This is a genomic window from Haloferax chudinovii, assembly GCF_042663345.1.
Lineage (GTDB): Archaea > Halobacteriota > Halobacteria > Halobacteriales > Haloferacaceae > Haloferax > Haloferax chudinovii.
Genome location: NZ_JBHTAB010000008.1, coordinates 36,674 through 63,673 on the forward strand (window position 1 = coordinate 36,674; position 27,000 = coordinate 63,673).

The following is a 27,000-nucleotide window of genomic DNA, read 5'->3' on the forward strand; positions in this document are numbered from 1 at the left end:
GACGGAGACAGGAATGTACGCAATCTCGCCCACCGTGACTATCGACGCATCTCCAGAACAGGTCTGGGAATTCCTGAAAGATGTCGAGGAGTGGTGGGTCGCGTCCAACCCCGATCACGAGTCACTCGAGGTCTACTCCGACGGAGAAAGAATTGAAGAGGGCACCCGAATTCGAGTCCGTGAGCGAATTGCCGGCATCCCCGGCGTCGCGGACGGCGAGGTGACGGAGTACGTTCCCGGGGAGCGCCTGACCTGGGAAGCGCCCAAGGCTCGGTATCGGTTCTACGGCTTCCCTCTCGAGGTAGACGAAGGAGTCACGTGGAAGATCACGCCGACACGAGGGGGAACTGAACTGACCGCACGCGTCTGGGCGTCGTTTCCCGACTCGGTCCTGGGCACGATAACCGAGTGGACGTTCGAACACGTGCTCCATGGTGTCGAACGGGACTATCGACACGCGATGCGAGAACTCGAATACATCAAGCGATCACTCGAGGGGACCGCTCCGACATGACTGTAGAGGGGTTCCTGAAGCGAAACGAGCTACGCTTGGCGGGTATCCTCGGCGTCGTTGGGATGGCACTGGGCGTACTCGCTGACCTCGCCTCCGGGTACTCCCTGGACGGTACGACCGTCATCACGACCGCGTTCTCCGTGTTGTCGCTGGAGAACCTCTCTGTGTTCCTACTGTCGAAGCCGACCTCGCAGGTGGTCCTCGGCCACTACTTGGCTATCCTCGGGATCCCACTCGGACTCTTCGGATTCTGGCAGGTATACCAAGCCATCAAGCCAGCGGGCTGGGGCCTCTCGAGAAATGTGTGGTATCTGGGCGTCTTTGCTTACGTCGCTGGTACCGTTTTCCACAGCACGTTCGCGTTCATCACATTCGGTGTGCAGGCAGCCGATACAGCACCACCGGCGGCAGAACCCGCGATGCAAACAATGTTCGACAACTTCGAACTCGTCTTCGAACCGCTCGGAGTACTCCTCGTGGGGGCGATGGCTGTGGCACTCGCCTTCATATTCTACGCGATTGCGTTCAAGCAGACCCACTATCCTCGCTGGTTCGCGCTTGCGAATCCCCTGGTCATCCAGGCGGTGACCGGCCTCCTCGCGCTGATCTCTCCGCTCGAACTTCGCATCTTCTTCATCGTCACTGCGTATAATCTGTCACTACTGGTATTCTACGCCGTTTCGACTGCACTCCTCTGGAATAGCCCGGTCGTCGCGCCCCGAGGAAACGAAGGGACATGATGGTCTACTCACCGGTCCACCCGGTTCTGGGTAAATACCAAGGGCTCCTCCTCGAGGCACCACCTTGCATTCGGAGAATTTCACCGTGCAACACCTTCGATTTGAACCAGATACGGAGAAAATCCTGCCCGACCTATACTACAACACGGAGGAAATCCCATGTACGTCACTGATCAAGCCGACATCGTCATCGACGCATCGCCCGAGGAAATCTGGGAGTACGTGACCGACCCCATCCACTGGACGGCGTCGAACCCGGAGGAGCACTACGGACTCGAATACGACACGCCTGACAACCGCCCACAGGAGGATGCAACATTCCAGCAGCGCGAAGAGGTCGCCGGGATGTACGCAGACCTGCACGGTCGATTCCAGTACATCGACCATCCCAACGTAGCGGTCTGGACTGGGACGGCGTACTATCCGGTCCTTCGCGGGCTCGTCACCGTTCGCATTCCAGAGGGTGGCACGATTCGGCTCGAAGAAACCGAGGACGGGACCCAGATGTCACACGCCGTCTGGATGGACTTCCCGAACAATCGTCGGGGGCAGCTGCTAAAGCGGCTCTTCACCACTGTTCTCGACGGGAAAGCCAAGCTCTACGACCACACCAACAAGGAACTCGTCTTCTTCAAGGAACGCATCGAGTCGCCAGCCCATGAGCCGCCAATACCGACGGACGAGAGTCCGTAGCAAAATCAACACACAAACACATCCAACCATGTACACCGACGTCCTCATCCCAACCGATGGAAGCGATAACGTTGAGCCAGCAATCCAGTATGGGCTTGACCTCACTCGCCGATACGACGCAACCGTCCACGCACTTCACGTCGTCGACAGCTCGCCCATCGAAAGGAAGCTGGAACTAACCGCGCTGGAAACCGACCTAGAGACGCTCCCGGACACGTGGTACGACGCTGGTGATGCCGCCACCCAGCAGATCGCAACTCGAGCCGCAGAAAATGGCCTTGATGCTGTAACTGAGGTTCGCCGTGGCATTCCAGCTCGCGAGATTGCGTCCTACATTACCGACACCGGGATTGACCTCGTCTGTATGGGGAGACGGGGACACACGGGTCTCGACCGAGTCCTACTCGGAAGTGTAACAAACCGAATCGTTCGAACTGTCGACATTCCTGTGCTCAGTGTCAAATCGAAGCTGACGGAGTCGGTATCAGAATCCGAGATCCGGGGAGGATTTGAGAATATCCTCGTCCCGACTGACGGGAGTATACCCGCACGAGAGGCAGTCACTCACGCTCTTAATTTGGCTCGAACGTACGATGCGACACTTCATGCCCTCTACGTTGTGGATAGAGGTGCCTACGCGTCTCGCCCGGGATGGACGTGGGACGAACTGCAGCAAGTCCTGGAGCAAAACGGAGAGACTGTCGTAGAAGATGTCCAGTCCCGGGCAGTTGCCGACGGTGTTTCAGTCGCTGCTGAAATTACTCACGGCGTTCCTCATCAGGCTATAGGGGAATACTGCGATCAACACGGGATTGACTTCGTCGTGATGGGAACACACGGACGGTCCGGCCTTTCACGACGGCTCATCGGAAGTGTGACCGAGCGGGTTCTCTGGAACTCGGATGAGCCAGTTTTGACCGTTCGAGGAGTGTAGACGCGACTTGAGCTACCGGCGAAGCGAGGTGAGAAGGACCACGAATCCAAGCCCGATGGCGATCGATTCGATGATGTGGACAAGAGCGAGATCGAGCCCCACAAACTCAAACAGCACTCCTTCGATGAACACACCGAGGGTGATGATTCCGAATCCAGCTGCAGCGTTTCGCATATAGTACGTACCTGTTCGTCGATACGCCTCGAAACTGTAGTACGTGGTCAGGATACCGAGTGCCAGCACGAGCAATCGAACGCCGATCAGAACCGCCGTCGTTGTCTCGACCATCCGATTAGTCCTCCACTCCCTTAGTGTCGCGTCCGTATAGAGCGTACAGGACACTGAGCATACCGACAGCGACAATGATGGTCGCTACCGTGCCCGAGTCAGAGAGTGTGAGTCCGACCACGTCGAACAGGAGCCCCTCGATGACCGCCCCGAAACTGATTAAGACGAAGCCAATCGCGACATAGAGCATCGGTCGGCTGTGATTCCGGCGGTAGCCCCGGTACGCCTGATAGGCGATTAGGAATCCCAGAACCATTGTAACGAGCTTTGCGACGATGAGTCCAGGGTGCATAATTATTCGTTCCTCATAGTATCCCAAATGCGCGTAAAGCGGTCGGCAGCGTCTTCTCGAAGTTCGATACGGACGTCGAATCCCGACTCGAGGAGCTGTACCTCAACACGGTCGAGTTGGGCTTCGTATTCGCTGTAGTGGTGACCGTCCGTATCAATGTGCGTTCGCTCGATAAGCAGGTCGTACTCCAGTAACGTATTGACTCGCCTGGAAACCGTCGAGACTGACATATCGCACACTTCGCTGAGTTCCTTGGCAGACATCTGTTTTCGGCGAGTCGCCTCGAGGATTGCGCGTGCATAGTCGTCGTCAAGGATTTCGAGGATCCCCGAGATGTCTCGCTCCTCACTCACAGTCCGTGTTGTTGTGGAAGGGTATATAAAGAAACGCCGATTTGCTGACCCAGCAAATCTGCTTTCCGGTCTATATACCTCCGGTGTGTAGGTTTATCTGTAAGGTGACCGATGTCATGACGAACGATTCACTGTTCACGCGCCGACGGATGCTCCAGTTGACCGGCGGTGCGGCGGTCGTTGGACTCGCAGGATGTACTGGTGCTCCGACGAACGATTCGGGAGCGAACAACACCCCGGCGGACGAGCCAGCGTCTGACTCATCCACCGAAGATCAGCACGACGAGAGTGAAGCTGAGACAGAAGGAGACGGCCACGACGACGGGGAGGACGACCACGACGATGCTGTCGGCGCGCCTGCCGACACTGCTGAAGTGGCGATGGTGAACGCCGACGACGGCTTCCACTTCGAGCCGCACGTCGTGCGCGTCAACGTCGGTGGTACCGTGACGTTCGTCAACGAGAGCGGCAGTCACTCGACGACAGCATACCACCCAGACAACGACCAGCCACAGCTCGTCCCCGACGGCGCAGCGTCCTGGGACAGCGGCATCCTTTCGGAGGGTGGCGCCACGTTCGAACACACCTTCGAGACCGAGGGAGTCTATCACTACTACTGCATTCCGCACGAGAGCCTCGGGATGATCGGCAGCGTCATCGTGGGCGAGCCGGACCCCCACGAGCAGGTCGCACTCGAAGAGCCGCCGGCCGACAAGCCCGAGCGCGTCCGCGAGAAGCTCGAAGAGCTGAACGGGATGATCCGGACGGCGCTCGACGACGACCACGAATAAGGCAGCTACTGAACCACACAGCGTTTATATCGTGCGAGCACCTCTCGTCAGAAAGGAGAGCGTCGACAGATGGGGACCTTCACGGAGAGCAAAGAACGACCACTCGCGCTCTGGGCTCTCATTGCGACGATTGGTGTGCTTGGGGTGTCGGGGATTGCTGGCGGCGGACAATTCATCCTCGCTCCCTCGGGGCGTCTTATCGGCATTTCGCCGGCGCTTCTGGTCGGCTCGCCGTTCGAGAGCTATCTAGTTCCCGGTCTGATTCTGTTCAGTATTCTTGGCGTGTTCCCGTTGGTCGTCGTGTGGGGTCTCTACCGGGGCGCGGGCTGGGCGTGGCTGGCAGCTATCGCCGTCGGCGTCGTGCTCGTCGTCTGGGTCCTCGTCGAAGGAGCCGTCATCGGGTTTGGGAAACGACTGCAGTATCCCCACCTCGTCCAGGGCGTGGTGATCATCGGTCTTTCAGTACTTCCCTCTGTTCGAGCGGCTCTCAAATGAGCAGATTGTATCCGACGTGGGCGAGCGAAAGTGCGAGATACCCGAGCACGAGCGCCGCCAGCGTTCGCCGGGAGAGCGACGGCAGCCCAATATCGTCGGTGCCGTGAATCCGCTCGCCGAGCGCGTACGCGAACCGCCCGGCGAGTAACGCGAACGGCAGGTGGACGAACACCAGCGGGAGCACGAGCGAATCGAACCGGACAGCCGCCTCCAGACGCGCCAGATATTCGAGCTTGAGTACGAGTTCGAGAAGCGCGACAGTCAGACCGGAGGCCGCAGTCGCGAGTAACCCCTCGGTTTTCGAGAGGAGCTGGCCTTGCCAGAAGCTCCATCCATAGAAAACGAGTATCAGCGGGATGAACCGGACGAACGCCTCCTCAACGAGCCCTACCAGAAGCGTCCACGTGGCGACAGTCGTTACCTGGAGCAGGGCGAGTTCGAACTGGTAGGCGCACCACACACCGATACCGGTCACGGCGCTACTTACGACAACGAGTTCGCCCAGTGACCGATACCGTGGTGGCATGACTGACGACGGACGTATAATACGTGGGAGAGCGGCCAAAATAGGTGTACCCGTTCGAAGCCGGTTCTGCGAAGAGTCTATATTATGCAGTCCCATGTTACCCCATAACACGAAGTTCAACCGCAACCATTCAAAATATTGCTATGTCACCCGAAGAATCCGCTCCTGCTTCTCGACCGGCCGATACTGAGGACGACATAATCAGCCGGATTGAAGAGACGATTCTGTCACGCCGGGCGTTTCTTGTCGGCCTCGGTCTGGGGGGCGTGGGGGGTGCTGGGGCGGTATTCGGTCTCACGCGAGCAGGGGAGGGATTTCAGTCGCTGGCGACGCTCGCTGGTGGGGCCACGCTTCCCGCAACAACACGGTACTATCTCCCAGCAGTCGACGGCTCCGATAGCGGCCTCGTGATTCCAGTGACATTCGAGTTCACCGACGGGAAGGGCGAGTTGTTTGTGAATTTGAATGGGATTGAAGTCCGTCACGACCTCCAACTCGCGCTCCGAGAGGCGAGGGAGACGGCCACACGTCTTACCGGGGCTTCGCTCACCAACACGGCGACGCACGTCACGTTCGAATCCTCCGGGACTGGTGTGCTTGCACTCCGTGGGAAGAGCTGGGAAGCCGGACTCACGGTCGCACTCGTCGCCAGCCTCCGTCAGCGGTCACTCTCACAGGAGACGCTCATCACGGGAATCGTCGACGACGAGGGAGCGTTGCTTCCCGTTGGGGAGACCGAGACGAAAGCCCGTGCAGCACGAGCTGCCGATGCACAGGCGCTGATCATTCCGGCGGGCGAACCGACGGAGGTGGCTGTTCAGGGACTCCGAATCATCAGAGCGCGCTCAATCTCAGAAGCACTCGATCGGATTCTGTGACCGAAATATCCCACGATTGACTACGTCAAGTGCGTGCGTTGCCCAGCTCTTGGGATTGCTGCACGGTTATGCTTCAAAGACTGGGTCGCTGTATCTCATAGTATGGTCGAAATCGATTTCTTCGACGCGATACGTGAGTTCGAGTTCGACGGGATACCGACCGTATGGCAGATCTCACCATACACCCGATGGGCGGGTTACATCCTCGTTTCCGAACCAGAGTGGTTCGTCATGATGACACCGCTAATCAGCATCAGCACCGCGAGTGCGACCATACCGAGATCCCACCCCATACCGGCGGTCATCGTCGATCCCATGCCACCGGTCATTCCGCCATCCATTCCGGACCCCATACCCATCCCCCAGTTAGCGCTGCCGGTAACCCCAACCAGCGCCTGGTTGAGCAACATCACGATCGAATACCCGATCATCAAGGGGCCACTTGCCTTCCCAAGCCGGTTCGCATAGGGCGTCAGCAAGACGACACCGTGAACTACGACTATCACGCCTAAGAGCGCCATGAGCAGGCCGCTGTTCGACCCCATCATCCCGGTACCACCAGTCGCTGAGACCAGCGAGTACACTCCCGAAACGAGTGCGATTGCCGCGCCGTACTGTCGTGTCGTAGCAGTTGTGTTCATCGTATCCATTGTCAAACTCCGAGCATCATCCGAAGCGACCCACGAACGCCCATCGGCAGTCCGATCGCCCCGATAAAGAACGTCATGAGCCACCACCAAGTGTGATTCATTTCGGCTTTCGCGTCTGCGAGGTACCACACTATACCGCCAGTCACGAAGAGTTTGAGGACGAACGTCGACCCCGAGAATCCGGTCGCCTGGTACACGAGATTCGTCACGACCAGCTTCGGGGAATAGCCGAGGAACGTGACGCCGATGATATTCTGCGTCGCATCCCACAGCTGCCCGAAGACGGCCAACAGGAACAGCGGGTGACGGAGATGTGCGACGTCGACGAAGCCCGTCCCCCAGTAATAGAACGCGGTCACGCTGAGGGCAATCCCCGCCGTCGCGACCGGCACCCACAGGCGGAGAGGAGCCGACGTTGAGAGCCCGTGCCAGAACGCCCACCCGACGGCTCCGATAGCCCAGACACCCCCGACAACTCCGACTGTCGACGGAATGGAACCGATATTCCGGTCACGCGCGAGGGCGCCGATACCGAGCGCGAGGACGGTGACGGCGGTGACGACGAAGTAGATTGACGGCGTGATGAACCACACCGCGTAGTCGCCGAGTAGGCCGACGTCCTCGAGGGCGCGCATCGCCCCACCGGCGACGATGATTGGCGCGAATCCGTACGCGAGTCGGGCATCAAACGAGACATCCAGTGAGTCGAGGTATGCCCGGAGGCCGGGGAGACCGTACACGACGGCCGCAAGGTACGTCACCGTGTTCACTGCGTTGTACCCGCGGACAGCTTGTATTCCTTCGTGTGTGGCTGGTTGTCCAGCGGCGTCGGCAACAACTGGGCCCCACAGATACTGCCAGATGAATTGGTCGTAGACGAGCGTCGGAAACGCGAGAATCGCCAAACCGACGAGCACGATTGGGGCGAAGAGATACAGCAGCCACCACTCACGCGTGCCGGTGTCGGGGAGTGCGGTTTCTATACGTCTGCTGACGGTGCTCACGACTCGTTCACCTCCAGTCGCCATGTGGTGCTCTTCGAGCGACTCCACTGTTCGAGCGATACGTCGACGAGGTCGTCTTGGAGTTGACTGAGATACTGTGCGACAGCTTTCGGTGATGCGTCTAAATCAGTGGCTATCTCGCGAGCACGGAGGTACGTCGGCTCGGAGCTTGCCGTCTTGACGAGATACGCGTGCACCGTTTGGCGGGAAATATTGGACATCTGTCGAGCGGGTGAGGTTCAGCGGAGGCGGCCGAGGAGCTTGTAGTCGTGGTCAGGGGTGTACCGGCGGAACAGCAGACTGTTCGACAGCACCGACACGCTGGAGAACGCCATCGCGCCAGCAGCGAGCACCGGTTGGAGCAATCCGAGCGACGCCAGCGGGATCATCGCCGTGTTGTACCCAAGCGCCCAGACGAGGTTCTGTTTGATCTTCGCGAGCGTCGCGTCCGAGATGCGAATGGCCTTCACCACGTCAAGCGGGTCGTCGCGCATCAGCGTCACGTCCGCCGCTTCAATCGCAACGTCGGTGCCCGAGCCGATTGCAGTCCCGACGTACGCGACAGCGAGCGCGGGTGCGTCGTTGACACCGTCTCCCACCATCATCGCCTTGCGTCCTTCGTCCTGAATGGCCTCGACCGCGTCGGACTTGTCTTCCGGGAGGACCTCCGCGCGGACGTTCTCGGGGGCGATACCGACCTGTTCTGCGACGGCGCGGGCGGTGCGTTCGTTGTCGCCGGTGATCATCATCACGTCGACGCCGCGTTCCTGCAGTTGGCGCACGGCGTCCTTCGCGCTCTCTTTGATCGTATCGGCATCGGCGACCACACCCACGAGTTCGTCCTCGTAGGCGACAAGCATCGCTGTCTTCCCCTCGTTCTCTAGGCGCTCCATCGTCGACTGGGCGGGCGACGGGTCGATCCCGTTGTCCCGGAGCAGCTTCCGATTCCCGACCAGCACCTCACTGTCACCGATGGTCGCTTTGATACCGTGACCGGGGACGTTCTCGAAGTTGTCCGGGTCGGTCACATCGATACCCCGCTCTCTGGCCCCGTCGACGATAGCGCGAGCAAGCGGGTGTTCGCTCCCGATCTCGGCCGTGGCTGCGAGCCGCAACACATCGTCCTCACTGAGACGGTCACGTGCGGTTAGTTGACCGCCGTCGGCAGCGGTGTCGCCGCCGTCTGTGATCGGCTGTCCGTCACCGTCGAAAACGACGACATCGGTTAGCTCCATCTCTCCCTTCGTCAGCGTTCCGGTCTTGTCGAAGACGACCGTGTCCACGTCCTTCGCTCGTTCGAGGATATCACCGCCTTTGAACAGGACGCCGTTCTGTGCGCCGATAGTCGTTCCAACCATCGTGGCCGCGGGCGTCGCCAGCCCCAATGCACAGGGACAGGCGATGAGCACCGACGACGCGAAGACGATAATGGAAAACTCGAAGACTGATACGCCGCCGGCGGCGACGGGACCGCCAGCAACGAGGCTCCAAAACGGAAGCGCGTCGACGAGACCAGCAAGTACCTCGGGGAACAGGTACCAGACGACTCCCCAGAGGACGGCGTTCGCGATGACCGCGGGCACGAAGTACGCCGAGATGCGGTCGGCGAGGTTCTGGATGTCGGGCTGGCGCGACTGGGCTTCCTTGACTGTCTGGACGATCTGCTGGAGGGCGGTGTCCTTCCCGACCTTCGTCGCCTCGACAAAGAGGACGCCGTTTTCGTTGATGGTCGACCCGACGACCTCGTCGCCTTCGCTCTTCTCGACGGGAACGGACTCGCCGGTGACCATCGACTCGTCGACCGCGGACTGGCCATCGACCACGACGCCGTCCGTCGGAATCTGCTTGCCGGGCCGAACCTTCATACGGTCACCGACTTCGACATCTTCGAGCGGGATCTCTTGCTCGTCCCCGTCCTCGTCGACGATAGTGGCCGTCTCGGCTTCCATCTCGAGGAGTTTCCGGAGCGCCTCACCGGCCTGCCCCTTCGAACGGGCTTCGAGGTAGTTCCCAAGGGTGATGAACACGAGGATGAGCGCCGCCGTGTCGAAATACAGCCCACCGGCAATCAGGCCGAGCAGGACGGCCACAGAGTAGACGTACGCAGTAGTCGAACCCAGCGCTATCAGCACGTCCATGTTGGCGCGTCCGTTCTTCACGAGCGCCTTGTAGGAGTTCTTGTAGAACGGCCACCCGAGCACCAGCTGTACGGGCGTCGCCAGTAGGAACTCAACCCAGCCAAACTCGATCCCGAGAATCGTTTCCGGAAGGACGTCGCCACCGAGCAGAAATTTCTCGACGAGGAAGAACAGCAACGGTGCCGACAGCGCTGCGCCGAACAGCGTCAACCGCAGTTGACGCCGGATCTCAGCTTTTCGGGCGGCTTCCCGGGCATCACCTCCCGATCCATCTTCGCTTTCGCTCTCTTCACGGACGGGTGAGTAACCAGCGTCTTCGATGGCGTCGTAGAAGTCCCCGAGGCTCGCTTCAGCAGGGTTGAACGTGACCTGCGCCTCGTCGGTGGCGAAATTGACGTCCACCGAGACGACTCCGGGGGCTCGTTCGAGCATATCCTGCACTGTTTCTGAGCAGTTTGCGCACGACATATCGGTGATGGCTATCGTCACCGAGTCGATCACTGGCGAATACCCCGCCTCTTCGATCACGGCGTATATTTCCCCCAGCGAGACTTCGTTGGGGTCGTACTCGACGCTCCCCTCGTCGGTCGCGAAGTTGATGCTCGCCTCCGAGACACCGCCGAGCGAACCGACAGCATCGGAGATAGTTTGTGAACAGTTTGCGCAACTCATCCCCTGAATATCGATGTGGCTTTTCCGCTGACTCATGTGGATAGTCATACGTACCCCTTACTCAATCGATTTTCCCTTTCGAGTATTCTGCATTCGCGGCACGAAAGTTTCGAATACAAAGCGATTTTGTGATGTGTCTTCTCCCTCAATCAGCGCCCTGTTTCAGCTGTTCGTATTTCTCCGTAAATCGGGACTCACACGATGGACAACAGAACTGGTACAACTCTCCGTCGATGCGGGTCGCCGTTCCCTCGCTATCGACTGTATTCCCACACTGCGCACAGGCGAGGGCAAACTCCGTCCCGCCTAAATCAGGTGACCAGTCAGCGGCTGCCAAGAGCATCACCCCAAAGTCGTCTATCGATTCTTCGTCAAGAGTATCAGTAAGCCAGCTAGCGATATCGTTGTCGGGGACTCTCGCATAGACGACCAGGTTGGCTTCGGCCGTGGTGAACACGTGTTCGACCGCGCCCTCGTCGATGAGTTTCTCTTTAATCGACGAGATATCTGGTCCTGCAGAGGCGATGTCTAGCGTAATCAACACTGGAATCCCCTTTCGGAGTTGAGACCGATCGATATCAAGCGTGAATCGCCTGATGATTCCCATCTCTTGGAGCCTTGCTACGCGGTCCGACACGGCCGGTGCCGAGAGGCCCACGACGTCCGCGAGATCGCTGTAGGGGCGACGGGCATTCGACATCAATAACTGGAGGATTTGAAGATCCGTCTCGTCCAAGTCGCGCATGGTTTAACCTACGTGATCAAACCACTAAAACCAACTAGCCAATTTTACTTTTGTTTCAAAGATTTTCACACACCTACAGATTTGAATCGAAGGGGAAATTTGCATAAGAGTAGCGAACAAATATACAACTACATGTCGACAACTATCACCGTCGAAGGGATGAGCTGTGAACACTGCGAACAGACCGTCGAAGAAGCTCTCACTGGCGTGGCCGGAGTGACCGGTGCGACTGCTGACCGCGACGCTAACGAAGCGAGTATCGATGGTGACACTGACGTCGACGCGCTCGTCCAGGCGGTCAAAGACGCAGGGTACACCGCTCACGCCTGAACCAATCGGTAGTTGAATTGAACGAAAAGACGACTCGTCCACACTCTCGAGTTCCTCCTCCCCAGTCCATCACGTCGAATGTCGGGGACTAGGTGGATTCAGGAGTGATGTGACAAAAGTTAACAAACCCAATGAACGAGCATCCAAACCACGACGACTCACCGGACGACGAAGACAATAATCCGATACACGCCCCAGCAGGCGAGTCTCAAACCGAGGACAACTCGCACCACGACCACGGTGCAGCGAACTCTCACGACTCTCCCACGGGTGAACATTCCCACCATTCAGAGCACGGGCACAATCAACACCCCGAAGGAGAAGACCCTCACCGTCCGCCCGACAAACCAAATCACGAGACACACGCCCACGAAGGCGGACATGAAGACCACACGGCACACACAGACCATACGGGACACGAACAGATGTTCCGCCGACGGTTTTGGGTGTCGCTCGTTCTCTCGGTGCCAGTTATCTTCTTCAGCGAGTTTATCCAGAACGTCTTCGGCTACACAGCGCCGACGTTCCCCGGGAGCGTCTGGATCACGCCCGTTCTTTCGGTAGTCGTCTTCGCGTACGGTGGCGTGCCGTTCCTCTCGATGGCCCGGACGGAACTCGAGAAGCGTGAGCCGGGGATGATGATGCTTATTTCGCTGGCCATCACCGTCGCGTTCGTCTACTCGATTGCGAGCCTGTTCCTCCCGGGGACGACGCCCTTTTTCTGGGAACTCGTCACGTTGATCGACATCATGCTGCTGGGCCACTGGATGGAGATGCGGTCGGTCCGGCAGGCGTCCGGGGCGCTCGACGAGCTGGCGAAGCTCATGCCCGACATCGCCGAGCGCGTCACCGAGAGTGGAGACACGGAAGAGGTTCCTGTTTCCGAACTCGGCGAGGACGACGTCGTTCTCGTTCGTCCGGGTGCGAGTGTACCTGCGGATGGGGAAGTCGTCGAAGGAGAGTCCTCAGTCGACGAATCGATGATCACCGGCGAGTCTCGTTCTGTCGACAAGGAACCCGGGTCGGAAGTCGTCGCTGGCACGGTCAACCAGGACGGCAGTCTCCGCGTTCGCGTCACGAAGACCGGTGACGAGACGACGCTGGCAGGCATCATGCGACTCGTCGACGAGGCCCAGAAGTCCAAATCACGGACGCAACTGCTGGCCGACCGCGCGGCCGGCTGGCTGTTCTACGTGGCACTCGGCGTCGCGGCGATTACGGCCGTCGCGTGGGTCGTCGCGGTTGGGTTCAACATCGGCGTGCTCGAACGCGTCGTGACGGTCCTCGTTATCGCCTGCCCGCACGCCCTCGGCCTGGCCGTCCCGCTCGTGGTCGCGATCAACACCTCCACGGCTGCACAGAACGGAATGCTCATCCGCGACCGCATCGCCATGGAGGAGGCCCGAAATCTCGATACGGTGATATTCGATAAGACCGGGACGCTCACGAAGGGCGAGCAGGGCGTCGTGGGCGTCGAGACGGCAGGCGACTGGGACGAACAGCGGGCGTTCGAGGTCGCTGCGGGCGTCGAAGGCGATTCCGAACACATGATCGCTCGCGCCATCCGGAACGCCGCCGCCGAACGTAATGTCCAACGAGCGCGGGTCTCGAACTTCGAGAACCTCCGCGGGCTCGGCGTCAGAGCCACCGTCGAGGGCGAGACAGTTCATCTTGGAGGCCCAAACCTGATCGAGAAACTCGGCATCGAGCGATCCGACGACATCACCGCCTTCGCCGAGGAAGCCGGATCGAACGCACAGACGGTTATCTACCTTATTCACGGCGAATCTGAGGTCGTCGCGGCGTTCGCGCTGGCGGACGTCATCCGCGAAGAGAGCAGGCAGGCCATCGAGGCACTGCACGGGATGGGCATCGAGGTGGCGATGTTGACCGGCGACAGCGAAGACGTCGCGAAGGCCGTCTCTGAAGAACTCGGCATAGACCAGTACTTCGCAGAGGTTCTGCCCGAGGAGAAGGACACGAAAGTCGAACAGCTCCAGTCCGAGGGGAAACTGGTCGCGATGGTCGGCGACGGCGTCAACGACGCGCCAGCACTCACCAGGGCTGACGTGGGCATCGCCATCGGCTCCGGGACCGACGTGGCCATCGAGTCGGGCGACATCATCCTCGTCGACAACAACCCTCTCGACGTGGTCCGTCTCATCAAGCTCTCGAAGGCGAGCTACCGGAAGATGCAGGAGAACCTCGTCTGGGCGACCGGCTATAACGTGTTCGCGCTGCCACTCGCTGCGGGAATCCTCGCACCCATCGGGATTCTCCTGTCACCGGCCATCGGGGCCGTGTTCATGTCGCTATCGACCATCATCGTCGCGATCAATGCCCGCCGACTCCGGGGAGTCGATCTCTCGCCATGACGACGCTGATCGTCGGAGGCTACGGATCGGTCGGTCGCACGATAGCGGAAGAACTGGCCACTGCGCCTGACGATCCGAGCGCAGTGATCATTGCTGGTCGCGACGGGATCAAAGCGAACGCCGTCGCTAGTGAGTTCGGAGACCACGTCTCTGGTGTCGCGTTCGACTTCCAAGAGACAGATTCGTACGCTCGTGTCCTCGAAGGTCTTGACCAAGTCGTAATGTGCGTGGATCAGTCGGGGACGGCGTTCGTCGAGGCGTGTCTGGAACGAGGAATCGATTATATCGACATCACAGCCTCGGACGAGTTCTTCCGCACGGTCGAACAACTCGACGATGTCGCGCGAGACCACGGTGCGACAGCGATCCTGAGCGTCGGACTCGCACCAGGCGTCACGAACCTGCTCGCGAAACGCATGGCTGACCAGCTGTCGACGGTCTCAGAGATCCGGATTGGTGTGCTCCTCGGCCTCGGGGAAGCGTTCGGTCCCGCGGCAAGTCGATGGACGCTTGAGCGAATTGGTCGGGAGTTCGCAGTCCCCAGAGCGGGACACTCCGAATCCGTCCGTGGCTTTTCGAATCCAGAGTCGGTTGAGTTTCCTCGGTATGGCCGCCGGCGGGCCTACAGCTTCGACTTCGCGGATCAGCACGTTCTCCACCGAACGCTCGACGTGCCAGCCAGAACGTACCTGTGCTTCGACTCCCGAGCCATCACCTCGGCTGCCTATGGGCTCTCGCAGCTCGGGTTGTACCGTCCAGCCGTCGAGGCGATTGGGCTCGACCGACTGACGGAACTCGTCTCGACACTCTCGGTTGGCGGGGACGGCTTCGCCGTGACGGTCGAGGTCGACGGACAGCAGCATTCGACCGCGAAGACGCTGACGACGGCAGTCGACGGACGAGAACAAAGTCGAGTGACTGGCATCGTGGCGGCAACCGTGTCGTTAGCTACCCGAGATATGACGGTCCCTGATGGGGTCCACCACGTCCACGAGGTTCTCGAACCCGCTCCGGTTCTCGATGTCTTGCGAGAACATGGGTATCGTCTCACGAACAGCGAACAGGTCCGGGAGACGAGCGAGCCGGTCACCCTACTACCATGAAGAGCCACCAATGACGACACAACACGTTTCCGTCGGTGGACGGACAATCGATGCGGGAGAGAAGCAAACGTTCCGCTTCGCCTGTAGCGAGACGTATCACGATGATGAGCTCGAAATTCCAGTCACGGTCATCAACGGCACGTCGCCAGGGCCGTGCGTCTTTCTGACCGCTGCTGTCCACGGTGACGAACTCAACGGTGTCAAAATCATTCAGGAGGTCGCAGATCACTACGAGCCCGCAGACCTTCACGGGGCACTCGTCTGCCTCCACGTGTTGAACGTGCCGGGGTTTCTCGCCCAGCAGCGCTACATCCCAATCTACGACGAGGACCTCAATCGGTCGTTCCCAGGCAACGCCCGAACTACGATGGCCAAACGGCTCGCGAACACGATCTACGAGGAGTTCATCTCGAAGTGCGATCTGGGGCTCGACTTCCACACGTCGACGCGCAACCGTACGACGATGTACCACGTCCGCGCCGATATGCGCGACCCGGCCGTCGAACGACTCGCCAGGGCGTTCGGCACGAGTGTCATCCTTGACGGTGAGGGCTCAATCGGAACACTCAGGCGGACTGCTTGCAGGGACGGCATCCCGACCGTCACGGTAGAGATGGGGCGAGCACATCGGTTCCAGACGGCACATCTCGACCGAGCACTCCACTGCGTTGCGAGCGTCCTCGCAGAATACGAGGTGCTTCCCGACCGGCCTGTTTCTTGGCCCGGCTGGACGCGCGTGGTTGCTCGGGACGGCGAGAAGACGTGGTTACGTGCCGAGACCGGTGGCCTCGTCGAGATGGAATGGAGACTGCACCCGCTCGTCGAAGACGGTGACCCGTTGTTCACGATTTCAGACCATTTCAAGGACGACATCGAAGTCATTCGTGCCCCGTCCACTGGTCTCATCGTCGGCGTCCTCGAGAGTGCAGTCGCGTATCCCGGCCATCCACTCTGTCACTTCGTGAGCATCGACGAGCCGACCGCAGAAATAATTCGAGACGATATCGAGCAGGGCGTGTTCGACATCTACCGCGAGGGCGGGTTCCAGTGGCCTGAGCCCAGATGGTACACGGAACACGGACTCGATACGGACGCAGAGCACACAGGAGAAGTCCACGACATCGGCTGAGAAGAACAGTTGAACGGGCCGCCCCATCCGATTTTTCCTCGCAACCAACGGTGGAGAGGTATACCGACTGCCCCACGAATTCGGTCGTCGTTACTGACGAAGAGAGGCGAGAAGAACCACGAATCCGAAGCCGATACTGATGGATTCGATTAGGTGCACGACGACGATATCGAACCCACCAAATCCAAAGAGCATCCCTTCGATAAACACGCCGGCGGTGATGATACCGAAGCCAATCGAGGCGTTACGGAGGTAGTGTGCGCTTGTCTTCTGGTATGCCTGATAGCTGTAGAACGTGATGAGGACGCCCAGAGAAAGAACGACCAACCGAACACCGACCAACACGGCGGTTATCGTATCGACCACCGGGTTACCCCCGGTTCCCCCTGTAATCACCCCCGTACAATGCGTAGAGCACACTCAACATTCCGAGTGCAACGATTATCGTCGCCACTGTCCCCGAATCGAAGAGTGAAAGGCCGATAACGTCGAATAAAATTCCTTCGATGACTGCACCGAAGCTGATGAAGACGAAGCCAACTGCGACGTAGAACATCGGTTGACTGTCGTTCCGTCGGTATCCCCGGTAGGCCTGATAGGCAATCAAAAATCCGAGAAGCATCGTGATGAGCTTCGCAATGACGAGTCCGACGTGCATATTATCGTTTCCTCATTTTGTCCCAGATGCGCGTGAATCGATCCGCCGCATCTTCACGGAATTCGACCCGAACGTCGAACCCAGTTTCGAGTAGCCTGACGTCGACTCCTTCGAGCTGAGCTTCATACTCACTGTAGTGGTGTCCATCCGGGTCGATGTGTGTTCGTTCGACGAGCAAGCCGTGCTCCAGTAGCGTGTTGACCCGTCTGGAGACCGTCGAGACAGACATTCCACACTCTTCACTGAGTGCTTTTGCAGAAAGTTGCTGTCGTCGTGTCGCTTCGAGAATTGCGCGTGCATAGTCATCGTCGAGGATGGCGAAGATCTCCCGACCGTCTCGCTCCTCGTTCACAACCCATATTTCGAGAGTGTGGTATAAAAAAGAACGGCGATTTGCTCGCCCAGCAAATCTGTTTTCCGTACGATATTCTTCGGTGTCGAATCTTCATCTGTAAGGAGATCAGGACTATGTCCGACAATCATCTCACCCGGCGACGGATGCTTCAGTTGACCGGCAGTGCCGCAGTAATCGGAGTTGCTGGCTGTGCCAGAGCACCAACGAACGACGGACAGAACCAGGTAGAGAAACCCCAGACGACGACTGAAGCAGCAGAAGACGGTGACAGTGAAAGTGGACACAACGAGGAAGAAGGCGGTCACAGAGAGGAAGAAGACGGCCATGACGAAGCAATCGGTGCACCAACTGACACTGCCGAAGTGACGATGGTGTCCACTGACAATGGGTATCACTTCGAACCACACGTTGTGCGAGTGAACGTCGGTGGAACGGTCACATTCCACAACGAGAGTGGCACGCACTCGACGACTGCCTACCACCCGGACAACGACCAACCACAGCTCGTTCCCGGTGGGGCAGCATCTTGGGATAGTGGTATCCTGTCGGAGGAAGGTGCAACCTTCGAACACACCTTCGAGACCGAAGGCGTCTATCACTACTACTGTATCCCACACGAGGCCCTCGGCATGGTTGGAACCGTCATCGTTGGGGAACCGGACCCTCACGAACAGGTTGCATTAGAAAAGACACCCGCTGACAAGCCCGATGCAGTCCAGAAGAAACTCGAAGAACTGAACGGGATGGTCAGAACGGCGCTTGGAGACGATCACGATCAAGCGTAAACCGCGTGCGTGGCGCAACGATACACAGCGTTGCAAAACAGAATGCTCTGTTTGTTCCGAGATCAGGATACGTCGTTATCACGTGGTCAGTGTCGGCAGACCCATAGAACCGCCATTCGTGGAGGTCGATGGCGACATCGACGAACGCAGGAAGTCGCCGCTGAGACCGGAGGACTTCGAACACGCGATCTCGGACGCCATCGAACTGGTCGTCGATGGCATCCGGTGAGAGGTTTCGCAAGTGGTACAACAGCGATTTGGCGAGAGGGTTTCGAGCAGTGGACGTCACGTCCACTTGCTCGTCGCGATCAAGTTGGAGCGTCTTACCACCCGTGTTTGCGAACTCGTGGTCGATGGCGATACGAGAGAGGATTTCGTGGAAATCCTCTCTCGTGTACTTCCCGCACGGTTTGACGTCGAATTCAAGTTCTGGGAACAGCACCGTCGAAACAGCACGACAGAGTTGTTTCGCCTCTCCTGTCTGGACCATCTTTCAACCAACGCAGCACAGCGTGAAGAATCTCAGTTAGGTTCGGCAACTACTGTGAAGGGCGGGTTTTAGCCTTGCAACTTCCATAAGACCGAACCACGTTACCAACGACGGTTGAATTCCGTAGTTAGTCTTGAGCGACTACCTGGGTCGAAGGCTTCCCCGCAGGAGCAGGAGGCTCATGCGTCCCGAACTCGGGGTGGGTCTCTTCCATCCACACGTACACGATTGCCCCAGAGACGAACATCAGGGCAGCAGTCATGTAGAATGCGGCTTCGGCATTCACGAACTCCATCGAGAGGCCAATGAGGATTGCGCCGACTCCATACCCCGAGTCACGCCACATCCGGTAGACACCCATCCCAGTCGCCCGCCACGTCGGGTGGGCGGCGTCGCCGGGGACAGTCATCAGATTCGGGTAGAGTAACGCCATCCCGAGACCGGAGACACCCGAGAGGACGGCCCACAGGATGTACCCGTCGACGAGGACCATCCCGAGGACACCCGCGCCGGTCAAGAACATCCCTGCAACGACGGGCGGACGGCGACCGATTCGGTCCGCGAGTCCGCCGGTTGCAATCTGGAGGAAGTACATCGCGCTGTGGACGCCGACAATGAACCCAACCGCTGCGATTCCGAGCCCTTGACTCGTGAGATACAGCGGGACGGCGAGCCAAAACAGCGTATCGACGAACTTCTCGATGTGACCCGCCTGTGCCGCGGCGAACAGCGTCTTGTCGCCGTAGGTTGCACGCTTCAGTACCTCGCCAAACGGAAGGTTCGCGTCGTGGTGGTCTTCGTCGTCGATCTCTACTTCTGCGAGTTGGACCGTCTCCTTGATTAGGAAGACCGAGATGAGGAACGCCAGCACGACGACGACCGCGAGGAAATAGAACGGTTCGGGGCGGAGACTCGTCTGGGCGGCGATGATGCCCGTGACCCACGCCCCGACGGCGACGCCGCTGTATCCGAAGGCCTCGTCAATGCCGACGGCGAGTCCTCGCTGCTCGGGCCCTGCGATGTCGATTTTTGCGTTGATGGCCATACTCCAGGTCAATGCCTGGTTGATGCCCAACAGAATGTTCCCGACAGTTATCCAGCCCCAGCTCGGGGCAAAGATGAGGATGACAGGGAGTGGGAGTGCGGTCACCCATCCGAGGATGAGCACGGGCTTGCGGCCGTATTCACTACCCCACTTGCCGGCGTAGAGGTTTAACAGCGCCTTGACGAACCCGAACGAGACGACGAACGACCCGATGACGAACAGCGACTCGACGCCGAGGACGTCGCGACCCAACACGGGCACGACGGCGCGCTCAGACCCGATCGTCAACCCGGTGGCGAACACCAGGAGGACGTGGAGTGAGAACTGTCCGAAGTGCTCGCGAATACCCTGTTTGAGGTCAGTTTCTGTACTCATCGATCACTCCGCTGCGCAGTTGTTGGGACCCAGTTCGAGCTCTGCCAGCTCGTCGGTGGGGACTGATTCCTGTCCCACGTTCGTTCGCTTGACGCGCTCGAAGTTCGGCGGGTGATCCGGGATATCCGACGCGAGTTCCTGAATGAACTCCTCGCGGTCACCGCCGAGGTCTTCGTTCCGCTCTCGGACCTCGCCCAGCGTAGCGGTCACTGGTGGTTCCGGCGAACCGGGATCGTGGGCTGGGAGGACGAGTGCGGCGTCTGGCCGGTCCTGGAGTCGCTGGAGGCTTTCGTAGAGTGTCGCGGCGTTCTGCTCGACGTTGGAGTCCTCGATTCCTGCTTCGACGCCGAGTTCGACGCGACCCACGCTCTCGTGGAAGAGCGTGTCGCCCGTGATTAATGCCGCGCCGTCGATATCGAAAGAGACGCTTCCTTCACTGTGTCCCGGCGTGTGGATGACCTCAATATTGAGGCTGCCGGCCGAGACAGTCTGTTCGTCGTCGATGGGAGACGCGTCGATTGCCAGTGCATCCTTCGGGTGGAGGTAGTAGGGGACGTCGTGACGGTCGGCCAGCTCTGCAGCGCCCGAAACGTGGTCGGCGTGGGCGTGCGTATCGAAGACACCGACGAGTTCGGCGTCGTACTCGTCGAGAATCGCGTCGTACTCTTCGAGGTAGTGTGATGGGTCGAAGACAGCGGCTTCACCATCGGAGATGAGTACATGCGAGAGACAGCCTTTTCCCGGCCGTGCGACCTGAACGAGTGTGCCGTCGAGGTCAGCCAGAACTGGCGCGTGGCGGTGAACGCGACTCCAGCCGTTCATCCCATCTTCGAGTGTCGCCGCGTTGTAGTTCATCTCTTGAAGGACGTCCGCTGCCGTCTCCGCAGCGATGCCTGCACCACAGACAGTTACGATCTCCTTCTCTTTAGGGAGGACCGAAAGAGCGTCTTTGGCTTTGTCAGGGTCATCAGCTAACTCGTCGTAGATGTCGACGTTGACGCTACCCGGTACGTGCCAGTCGTCGAACTCTTCTTTGTGGCGAATGTCGACTACGAGCAGACCGCTTTCGTCAGTCTGCAATTGTTCTCCAAGTTCCTCGGGGGAAATATCCGACATCAGTGTTCTTCGGTATGGGGAGTAGTAGAATATAGGTACTGCCGGACATGACCGGTACTGTTAATCCCTCATAGACGAATGTGCCAGTATGAGTCTCTACGAAGCATCGTTTCGCGTCAAACACGAGTGTCCGTATCGAGAGATTTCGGAGCGACATCCGGAACTCACGATTCGTGAGTGGTATCTGGATGACTGCCAGGTGATCGAAATAACTGCACCGGGGTCTCCGACTGACGACCTCCTCGACGAGATCGATCGCTTAGGGACGGTTCTTCACGAGTCAGTCGACGATACTGGACTCCACGTCGTCACGCAATCGTGCCTGTGCTCACTGGAAGACTCCATCATCGAACGATTCGAAGCGCACAATTGCCTGTATCAGCCGCCCACAATTCATCGACAGGGTTGGGAACACTATTCGGTGATTGCCTTCGACGAGAGCGATATCAGAGAGCTTCTTCACGAGTTGGAGGCTGACCGCGACATCGAGGTGCTCTCGAAGACGGCGATTACAGCGCAGCGAATCCCGCACAGTATGTTGGCTCCGGTCGACCAGTTGTTCGAGAACGTGACCGAACGACAGATGGCAGCGCTTCGGTTGGCCTTAGAGAGCGGGTACTACCAACAGCCACGGCAGACGTCGCTCAGGGAGTTGGCCGACAAGACGGCCGTCGCTCGTTCGACGTACGAAGAACACCTCCGGAAGGCCGAGAACAAAATCCTCACGAGCGCGGGTCAGTTCTTGCGCCTGGTTACGGCGACATCGACGGCAGATCCATTAGAGGTCGAAAAGACTCGCCAAGCTGAGCAAGCTGTTGACTAACTGAAATTTCCAATCGAAATGCCGCAGTACTGGAGTTTCTTCCGGCCAATACCGCCGACTTGGTGATGAACCCGTTGTGATCACTTAGATGATAGATACGGGTTCACATCTCTTGATTGAGCCACTTTGCGAGGCCGGCACTCGACACCATCTCAACGACGCCAAACGCGACGGCCGGAAGCGACGCAATCGTCGGGAGTCCGGTCGCAACCACGAGCGCCGCCGCAACAGCGAAGTCTCGCATTCCCACCGAGAGTATCGAAGCAATCCGTGTCGGTCTCGGCTCCTGAGCTCCCACGAGAAAACCAACCGCGTAGCCGAGTCCGTTCAACGCAATGACGCCGACACCAACCCCGGCCAATAGCGACAAGTTCGTCCGAATGACTTCGGCGTTCGCGGCGGTCACGCCACCGATGATTAGGATCACCATCATCGCTGAGACCGCTGGGTAGTAGGTATCGTAGCGGCCGACATGGTCGGGTTGCCACGCCCGTGCGCCGACTGCGACCAACATCGGCACGACGACGGCTACGATCAACTGCTCGACGATCGGCATCGTCGGAACATCGGTCCCCCCGGCGAGAAGACCGACGATAAGCGGAACGAACCCCACACTGCCAACGCCAATGACGACCAGTGCAGTCGTCGACAGAGCTGTGTCGCCGTCGGCTAGTTCGGTCATTACCGGCGTCACGAGTTCCGGCGTCACTGCGCCGAGAATGACGAATCCAATGGTCAGATCGGGCGATAAGCCGAGTCCATTTGCGATACCGAATGCGAGAAATGGCATGGTCACATGCCCCACGAGAATCTGTGCTATGGCCCGGACGCTAATTTGGTCGAACTGTTCTACCGAGAGCGTCAGCGAGATGCTTCCGATCATTACTGCAAGAATGACCGTCGAGGCACGTGTCACGACTGCAATCGGCGGAAGAGCGATACCCAGACCAACGGAGAGCAGTATCCACAAGAAGAGATAGTCCTCGATGAGGTCAGTCAGGTTCATTCGGTTCAATCAATTCGTCATTTCTGCCGTCATCGTATCATTACGTCGGTGCCGTGAAGGGGTATCATTGCGAGTTGAGGTGCCAACCTCGTTGAAAATTGCGGCTGCAATGAGCACACCACAATTCGAACACCTACAGCGTCAAATCAGACGTTCAACTCACTCAAGTAGACAATTCCTCACTTCGATGCCCACTCAAGAAGTGGTTCGAGTCGGTTGCGAACCTCGTGGCCATCAGCTGTGAGGGCATACTCCACTCGGGGTGGAATCTCGTTGTACTGCGTACGAGACACCAGTCCAGCCTCCTCGAACTCGTCTAGTCGCTTCGAGATGGTCGATGTGCTGGCACTCGTAAGGTGAGCTTCGATTTCAGCGAATCGGAGCGATTCGTGGGCACCGATGATACTGACCAGTTGCATCGCGTACTTACGACTGAGTGTATTGATCACGCCAGTCAACGGACAGTAACACGTTCCGTCTACATCACACGTCGGTTCCGGGGGAGAAGTGGCGTCTGCCATTACTTTGAGGCCTCCAACTTACTTCGTGACTTCGGACTCTACAGTATAATAACTTCGCGTCGTAAAGTAACGGTATACATGACTTCCTCTGGTTCGTACGACCTCGTGATCCTTGGTGGCGGTGCAGCGGCATTCGCTGCCATTACAGAGGCTGACCGTCGTGGACTCTCGACAGCGATAGTGAACGCCGGGCTACCTCTCGGCGGAACGTGCGTCAACGTCGGGTGTGTCCCCAGTAAGCATCTCCTCGAAGTGGGGAAGACCGCCTTCGAGCCACCACGGAATCCGTTCGATGCGGTGGACTACGAAGACGGCCAACCGACGATAGACTGGGCTGCAGCCATCGACGAGAAAGACGACGTCGTCGCGTCGCTCCGTGAACAGAATTACGTGAACGTGGCCGAGCACTTCGAGACAGACATCTACGAGGGATACGGTCGGTTCGTCGACGGCGTGGAGCAACGCTCGACGAGCAACCAGCCTACATCCGGCGACGACGTGACGATAGAGATCGTTGACGGTGAAGATGCTGGTTCTGTGATTACTGGAGAGAAGGCGCTCGTCGCGACCGGCAGCTCACCATACATCGCTCCAATCGAGGGTATCGAGGACGTCAACTTCGAGACCAGCGAGACGATTCTCGACCGACGCAACCTCCCCGAGAGCGTCGTAATAGTCGGTGGTGGCTACGTTGCACTGGAGTGGGGGCAGATCCTGCATCACATGGGGACGGACGTGACGATTCTCCAGCGGTCGGGACACGTTCTTTCTGGGATGGAAGGACAGCTTGGTCGTGAACTTCAGCGGTGTTTCGAGGAGGAAGGAATCTCTGTCGTGACCAACGTCGCGGTCGATCGCGTGAAAGAGACAACCGTGACCGATGGTGTGTCTTCCATCGGCATCGAAGCGACCGTCGAGGGTGGTTCCCGTACGTTCACAGCCAGCGATCTGTTCGTCGCTACCGGCGTTCAACCGAATACGGAGGATATCGGACTGGACAAAATCGGTGTCGAAACCGATGGCTCCGGAGCGGTTATCGTGGACGACGAGTTCCGGACGACCAACCCAGATGTGTACGCCGCAGGGGATTGCATCGGCGAGCCGATGCTCGAAACTGTCGCCGCGAAGGAAGGGAACCACACCGTAAAGAATGCCTTTGGCGACGAGGGGGTGACAATCGATTACAACGCGGTTCCAAAAGTGGTGTTCACCAGTCCGGAGGTTGCAGCGGTCGGGACGACCGAACTGGAGTACATGGACGAACACGGCACCTGCTCGTGTCGGACGGTGGAAATGGCAGACGTGCCGAAAGCAAAAGCCGTGAAGGACACCCGTGGCCTCATACAGGTTGTCAAACACCACGAGACCGACGAAATCGCCGGCGTTCACATGGTCGGCCCACGGGCAGCAGACATGATTCCCGAGGCGACGCTGGCCGTGAAGTCCGGCTTGACTGTCGACGACATCATCGACACCATCCATCCCTTCCCAACGTTCTCGGAGGCGTTGAAGCACGCCTGCCAAGCGTTCAGGCGTGATATGTCTACGATGAGTTGTTGCGTCGAGTGAAGAGCAGAGAATATTCCGGAAAGCACAGCCAGTACTGCATAGGGACAACTTCTCCCGAAGTATCTTGGCGAAGCCACTGTGAAACTGGCTATCCTCTGAAACTGTGAGTCGGATTTTTATTCGATTGTGTATAGCGATATACAATATATACTGAGCAGTGGCAAAACAGCCCTATTTTACTAATTTTCGTTGTGTAGCACCCACAACAGTACAAGCCGAAGTATTAACTTAGTGTGAGATTGTCGTAGACCAATGAAAATCTCACATTCAAAATTATCCCAATGCACAGTGGGCGGGTTACTCCCCGGTGAGCAGGCGTGAATTCGGAGGCTGACTCCCAGGGTTCGAGCATTGAAGAGACAGCTTCAGACAAAGGGACGAGAGAGCGCCGCTACAAATGGTCCCAGATGAGCCTCGACGAACTCGTCGACGTCTACTGGCAAGACATCGCACCGAAGCGCTATCGCGATGGGTTCGACGAGGACCGCGACGTTCCAACCTACAACTGGCTCACCGAACACGGATACAGTGGTATCGCGTACGCGTTGCGCGAGCACCACGATTTGACGCCCAAGCAGTTCTTCGTTGCCATCGTCGGCCTCGAAGACGAAGAGTCAGAAGGGTGGGAGTGGAACGTTGACCACGACGCTACTGTGAACGCGCTCGAAGCGTATCTCACGTCGATAGAGACCCGTGGTGGACGGGCAGAGAGTACCGTCGAGACCCATCGGACGAGGTTGGCCAAGTGGGTCCGGACATACCGGGAGTTGCACGGGGCGGACGCTTTGCTTGAACCACTGTCTGAGCTTGACCAGCAGCCGAGAGAGATAGAACGCTGTCTCGCTGTCCTCGACGTGTTCGACGAGGAGCTATCGACGGACCGGTCGAAACTCGAGTACCTGCATGTCGCCCGTGCGTGGTACGCGTTCGTGAAACGCCGGAAGTACGCGAAGTACAACCCACTCGCCGAAGCCGGCGAAGAGTTCGGCTGGGAAGCCAGCGAACCAGACCCAAAGGCACTGTCGGCGTTGCAAGTGCGTCGAATCTACAGTGAGGTAGATTCGCCCGAGGCAGAGTTGCTCGTTGTTGCGCTTGCTGGGTGGGGGTTACGACCGTCGGAGGTTGCCGCGTTGCACGTTGAGCAGGTGGCTTTGGAGTCTGAAGATCCGCACTTGTCGTTCGGTGATGGAGAGCGCAAGAACGGGCCTGGTGAGGTGACGCTGTTGTATGGTGTGGACGTCGTCGCTGATCGGATTGATGCACTTACTGACCGTGAGACCTGGAACGGGTATCTGTTCCCGTCTCGTTCTTCATCGACGGGCCATGTGTCAGCTAGTACGATACGTCGGCGGTTTAAACAGCTTGCTGACAGTGCTGGCGTCGTCGTTGATGGAGAGACACCGACGCCGAAGATGGGGCGGCGGTTCTGGTACTCGGCCTATCAGGAGGCTGTTGGGGAGGTTCTAGAGGGTTTGGAGGGGGTTGCCGAAGATCAGGGGAGTTCGTCGACGGAGGTTGTGTTACGGAACTATCTGTCGAGGGAACAAGAGCGGAAGGCTCGACGGAGACGGATGTACGAGAAGTTGGAGACGGCGTTTGGGCAATAG

The 27,000-nt window shown here is 58.6% G+C and carries 32 protein-coding genes; 15 read left to right on the top strand and 17 right to left on the bottom strand.

From position 1 onward, the window contains the following. Window positions 1-13: 13 nt before the first annotated feature. From ACFQI8_RS14040 to ACFQI8_RS14055, 4 genes are all read left to right on the top strand, one after another. On the top strand, window positions 14-514 hold the full coding sequence (locus tag ACFQI8_RS14040) for an SRPBCC family protein (protein ID WP_390245810.1): 501 nt from the start codon (window positions 14-16) through the stop codon (window positions 512-514). Beyond that, window positions 511-1,254 (top strand): DUF6796 family protein, encoded by a 744-nt coding sequence (locus ACFQI8_RS14045; protein WP_390245812.1) that lies wholly within the window; start codon window positions 511-513, stop codon window positions 1,252-1,254. Before ACFQI8_RS14040 ends, ACFQI8_RS14045 begins: the two co-directional genes overlap by 4 nt. A gap of 159 nt (window positions 1,255-1,413) precedes the next feature. Next, entirely contained in the window at window positions 1,414-1,947 is a 534-nt protein-coding gene (locus ACFQI8_RS14050) for an SRPBCC family protein (protein WP_390245814.1), read from the top strand. A 28-nt stretch (window positions 1,948-1,975) separates the two neighbouring features. After that, window positions 1,976-2,881 carry a universal stress protein gene (locus ACFQI8_RS14055; RefSeq protein ID WP_390245816.1) on the top strand — a complete coding sequence of 302 codons (906 nt, stop codon included), beginning with the start codon at window positions 1,976-1,978 and terminating at the stop codon, window positions 2,879-2,881. 12 nt (window positions 2,882-2,893) lie between these two features. Here ACFQI8_RS14055 and ACFQI8_RS14060 read toward each other — a convergent pair whose 3' ends face one another. Genes ACFQI8_RS14060 through ACFQI8_RS14070 form a run of 3 tightly spaced genes read right to left on the bottom strand, consistent with a single transcriptional unit; the run spans window position 2,894 to window position 3,814 of the window. Next, a complete protein-coding gene (locus ACFQI8_RS14060; protein ID WP_390245818.1) occupies window positions 2,894-3,169 on the bottom strand; it encodes a DUF7521 family protein in 276 nt (91 codons plus the stop codon). Window positions 3,170-3,173: 4 nt separating this feature from the next. Continuing rightward, a complete protein-coding gene (locus tag ACFQI8_RS14065) occupies window positions 3,174-3,461 on the bottom strand; it encodes a DUF7521 family protein (RefSeq protein ID WP_390245820.1) in 288 nt (95 codons plus the stop codon). A 2-nt stretch (window positions 3,462-3,463) separates the two neighbouring features. After that, window positions 3,464-3,814: an ArsR/SmtB family transcription factor gene (locus ACFQI8_RS14070; protein WP_390245822.1), complete on the bottom strand. Its 351-nt coding sequence runs from the start codon at window positions 3,812-3,814 to the stop codon at window positions 3,464-3,466. 116 nt (window positions 3,815-3,930) lie between these two features. Here ACFQI8_RS14070 and ACFQI8_RS14075 point away from each other — a divergent pair, with 116 nt between their 5' ends. After that, window positions 3,931-4,605: a plastocyanin/azurin family copper-binding protein gene (locus ACFQI8_RS14075; protein ID WP_390245824.1), complete on the top strand. Its 675-nt coding sequence runs from the start codon at window positions 3,931-3,933 to the stop codon at window positions 4,603-4,605. 69 nt (window positions 4,606-4,674) lie between these two features. After that, a complete protein-coding gene (locus ACFQI8_RS14080; RefSeq protein ID WP_390245826.1) occupies window positions 4,675-5,100 on the top strand; it encodes a hypothetical protein in 426 nt (141 codons plus the stop codon). Here the strand turns inward: ACFQI8_RS14080 and ACFQI8_RS14085 are convergent. Next, window positions 5,093-5,575: a hypothetical protein gene (locus tag ACFQI8_RS14085; RefSeq protein ID WP_390245828.1), complete on the bottom strand. Its 483-nt coding sequence runs from the start codon at window positions 5,573-5,575 to the stop codon at window positions 5,093-5,095. The genes ACFQI8_RS14080 and ACFQI8_RS14085 overlap by 8 nt on opposite strands. Before the next feature lie 194 nt (window positions 5,576-5,769). On the opposite strand from ACFQI8_RS14085, the gene ACFQI8_RS14090 reads away from it, so the two are divergent. Beyond that, window positions 5,770-6,504 carry a S16 family serine protease gene (locus ACFQI8_RS14090; RefSeq protein WP_390245830.1) on the top strand — a complete coding sequence of 245 codons (735 nt, stop codon included), beginning with the start codon at window positions 5,770-5,772 and terminating at the stop codon, window positions 6,502-6,504. Between the two features lie 197 nt (window positions 6,505-6,701). On the opposite strand, the gene ACFQI8_RS14095 is transcribed toward ACFQI8_RS14090, so the two are convergent. The 5 genes from ACFQI8_RS14095 to ACFQI8_RS14110 all read right to left on the bottom strand — a co-directional run bounded on the left by ACFQI8_RS14095 (window position 6,702) and on the right by ACFQI8_RS14110 (window position 11,713). Next, complete coding sequence (locus tag ACFQI8_RS14095; protein ID WP_390245832.1) at window positions 6,702-7,154, bottom strand: hypothetical protein; 453 nt, start codon at window positions 7,152-7,154, stop codon at window positions 6,702-6,704. Window positions 7,155-7,156: 2 nt separating this feature from the next. After that, a complete protein-coding gene (locus ACFQI8_RS14100; RefSeq protein ID WP_390245834.1) occupies window positions 7,157-8,158 on the bottom strand; it encodes a DUF63 family protein in 1,002 nt (333 codons plus the stop codon). Beyond that, window positions 8,155-8,379 carry a DUF7123 family protein gene (locus ACFQI8_RS19500; RefSeq protein ID WP_465261716.1) on the bottom strand — a complete coding sequence of 75 codons (225 nt, stop codon included), beginning with the start codon at window positions 8,377-8,379 and terminating at the stop codon, window positions 8,155-8,157. The genes ACFQI8_RS14100 and ACFQI8_RS19500 overlap by 4 nt, the downstream gene beginning before the upstream one ends. A gap of 18 nt (window positions 8,380-8,397) precedes the next feature. Continuing rightward, a complete protein-coding gene (locus tag ACFQI8_RS14105) occupies window positions 8,398-11,004 on the bottom strand; it encodes a heavy metal translocating P-type ATPase (RefSeq protein ID WP_390245836.1) in 2,607 nt (868 codons plus the stop codon). Window positions 11,005-11,113: 109 nt separating this feature from the next. Further along, entirely contained in the window at window positions 11,114-11,713 is a 600-nt protein-coding gene (locus ACFQI8_RS14110) for an AsnC family transcriptional regulator (protein ID WP_390245838.1), read from the bottom strand. 132 nt (window positions 11,714-11,845) lie between these two features. Between ACFQI8_RS14110 and ACFQI8_RS14115 the strand changes: the two genes are divergently transcribed. From ACFQI8_RS14115 to ACFQI8_RS14130, 4 genes are all read left to right on the top strand, one after another. Continuing rightward, window positions 11,846-12,043 carry a heavy-metal-associated domain-containing protein gene (locus ACFQI8_RS14115; RefSeq protein WP_390245840.1) on the top strand — a complete coding sequence of 66 codons (198 nt, stop codon included), beginning with the start codon at window positions 11,846-11,848 and terminating at the stop codon, window positions 12,041-12,043. 425 nt (window positions 12,044-12,468) lie between these two features. Further along, on the top strand, window positions 12,469-14,418 hold the full coding sequence (locus ACFQI8_RS14120) for a copper-translocating P-type ATPase (RefSeq protein WP_390245842.1): 1,950 nt from the start codon (window positions 12,469-12,471) through the stop codon (window positions 14,416-14,418). Next, the gene (locus ACFQI8_RS14125) at window positions 14,415-15,521 is read left to right on the top strand and encodes a saccharopine dehydrogenase family protein (protein WP_390245844.1); all 1,107 of its coding nucleotides are present in this window, start codon (window positions 14,415-14,417) and stop codon (window positions 15,519-15,521) included. Before ACFQI8_RS14120 ends, ACFQI8_RS14125 begins: the two co-directional genes overlap by 4 nt. A 10-nt stretch (window positions 15,522-15,531) precedes the next feature. Continuing rightward, on the top strand, window positions 15,532-16,650 hold the full coding sequence (locus ACFQI8_RS14130; protein ID WP_390245845.1) for a succinylglutamate desuccinylase/aspartoacylase family protein: 1,119 nt from the start codon (window positions 15,532-15,534) through the stop codon (window positions 16,648-16,650). A 90-nt stretch (window positions 16,651-16,740) separates the two neighbouring features. Here the strand turns inward: ACFQI8_RS14130 and ACFQI8_RS14135 are convergent, their stop codons facing one another. The 3 genes from ACFQI8_RS14135 to ACFQI8_RS14145 are packed head-to-tail and all read right to left on the bottom strand — an operon-like array spanning window position 16,741 to window position 17,660. Next, window positions 16,741-17,016: a DUF7521 family protein gene (locus tag ACFQI8_RS14135; RefSeq protein ID WP_390245847.1), complete on the bottom strand. Its 276-nt coding sequence runs from the start codon at window positions 17,014-17,016 to the stop codon at window positions 16,741-16,743. Between the two features lie 4 nt (window positions 17,017-17,020). Continuing rightward, window positions 17,021-17,308, bottom strand: a complete 288-nt coding sequence (locus ACFQI8_RS14140; protein ID WP_390245849.1) for a DUF7521 family protein — start codon at window positions 17,306-17,308, stop codon at window positions 17,021-17,023. A 1-nt stretch (window position 17,309) separates the two neighbouring features. Then, window positions 17,310-17,660 (bottom strand): helix-turn-helix domain-containing protein, encoded by a 351-nt coding sequence (locus ACFQI8_RS14145; protein ID WP_390245851.1) that lies wholly within the window; start codon window positions 17,658-17,660, stop codon window positions 17,310-17,312. Between the two features lie 146 nt (window positions 17,661-17,806). Between ACFQI8_RS14145 and ACFQI8_RS14150 the strand changes: the two genes are divergently transcribed. Further along, entirely contained in the window at window positions 17,807-18,448 is a 642-nt protein-coding gene (locus ACFQI8_RS14150) for a plastocyanin/azurin family copper-binding protein (protein ID WP_390245853.1), read from the top strand. Here ACFQI8_RS14150 and ACFQI8_RS14155 read toward each other — a convergent pair. The 3 genes from ACFQI8_RS14155 to ACFQI8_RS14165 all read right to left on the bottom strand — a co-directional run bounded on the left by ACFQI8_RS14155 (window position 18,411) and on the right by ACFQI8_RS14165 (window position 21,474). After that, window positions 18,411-18,938, bottom strand: a complete 528-nt coding sequence (locus ACFQI8_RS14155; protein ID WP_390245855.1) for a hypothetical protein — start codon at window positions 18,936-18,938, stop codon at window positions 18,411-18,413. The two genes, ACFQI8_RS14150 and ACFQI8_RS14155, sit on opposite strands and share 38 nt — an antisense overlap. 127 nt (window positions 18,939-19,065) lie before the next feature. Next, the gene (locus ACFQI8_RS14160) at window positions 19,066-20,358 is read right to left on the bottom strand and encodes an MFS transporter (protein ID WP_390245857.1); all 1,293 of its coding nucleotides are present in this window, start codon (window positions 20,356-20,358) and stop codon (window positions 19,066-19,068) included. 3 nt (window positions 20,359-20,361) lie between these two features. Further along, the gene (locus ACFQI8_RS14165) at window positions 20,362-21,474 is read right to left on the bottom strand and encodes an MBL fold metallo-hydrolase (protein WP_390245859.1); all 1,113 of its coding nucleotides are present in this window, start codon (window positions 21,472-21,474) and stop codon (window positions 20,362-20,364) included. An 88-nt stretch (window positions 21,475-21,562) separates the two neighbouring features. On the opposite strand from ACFQI8_RS14165, the gene ACFQI8_RS14170 reads away from it, so the two are divergent. After that, window positions 21,563-22,297 carry a helix-turn-helix domain-containing protein gene (locus tag ACFQI8_RS14170; RefSeq protein WP_390245861.1) on the top strand — a complete coding sequence of 245 codons (735 nt, stop codon included), beginning with the start codon at window positions 21,563-21,565 and terminating at the stop codon, window positions 22,295-22,297. A gap of 103 nt (window positions 22,298-22,400) precedes the next feature. Here ACFQI8_RS14170 and ACFQI8_RS14175 read toward each other — a convergent pair whose 3' ends face one another. Both ACFQI8_RS14175 and ACFQI8_RS14180 read right to left on the bottom strand, forming a co-directional pair. Beyond that, on the bottom strand, window positions 22,401-23,303 hold the full coding sequence (locus tag ACFQI8_RS14175; protein WP_390245863.1) for a bile acid:sodium symporter family protein: 903 nt from the start codon (window positions 23,301-23,303) through the stop codon (window positions 22,401-22,403). 179 nt (window positions 23,304-23,482) lie between these two features. Further along, complete coding sequence (locus ACFQI8_RS14180; protein ID WP_390245865.1) at window positions 23,483-23,824, bottom strand: winged helix-turn-helix transcriptional regulator; 342 nt, start codon at window positions 23,822-23,824, stop codon at window positions 23,483-23,485. A 78-nt stretch (window positions 23,825-23,902) separates the two neighbouring features. Between ACFQI8_RS14180 and merA the strand changes: the two genes are divergently transcribed. Together merA and ACFQI8_RS14190 are read left to right on the top strand one after the other, a co-directional pair. Beyond that, window positions 23,903-25,393 (top strand): mercury(II) reductase, encoded by a 1,491-nt coding sequence (gene merA, locus ACFQI8_RS14185; protein ID WP_390245867.1) that lies wholly within the window; start codon window positions 23,903-23,905, stop codon window positions 25,391-25,393. Window positions 25,394-25,800: 407 nt separating this feature from the next. Then, window positions 25,801-27,000 carry a tyrosine-type recombinase/integrase gene (locus ACFQI8_RS14190; protein ID WP_390245869.1) on the top strand — a complete coding sequence of 400 codons (1,200 nt, stop codon included), beginning with the start codon at window positions 25,801-25,803 and terminating at the stop codon, window positions 26,998-27,000.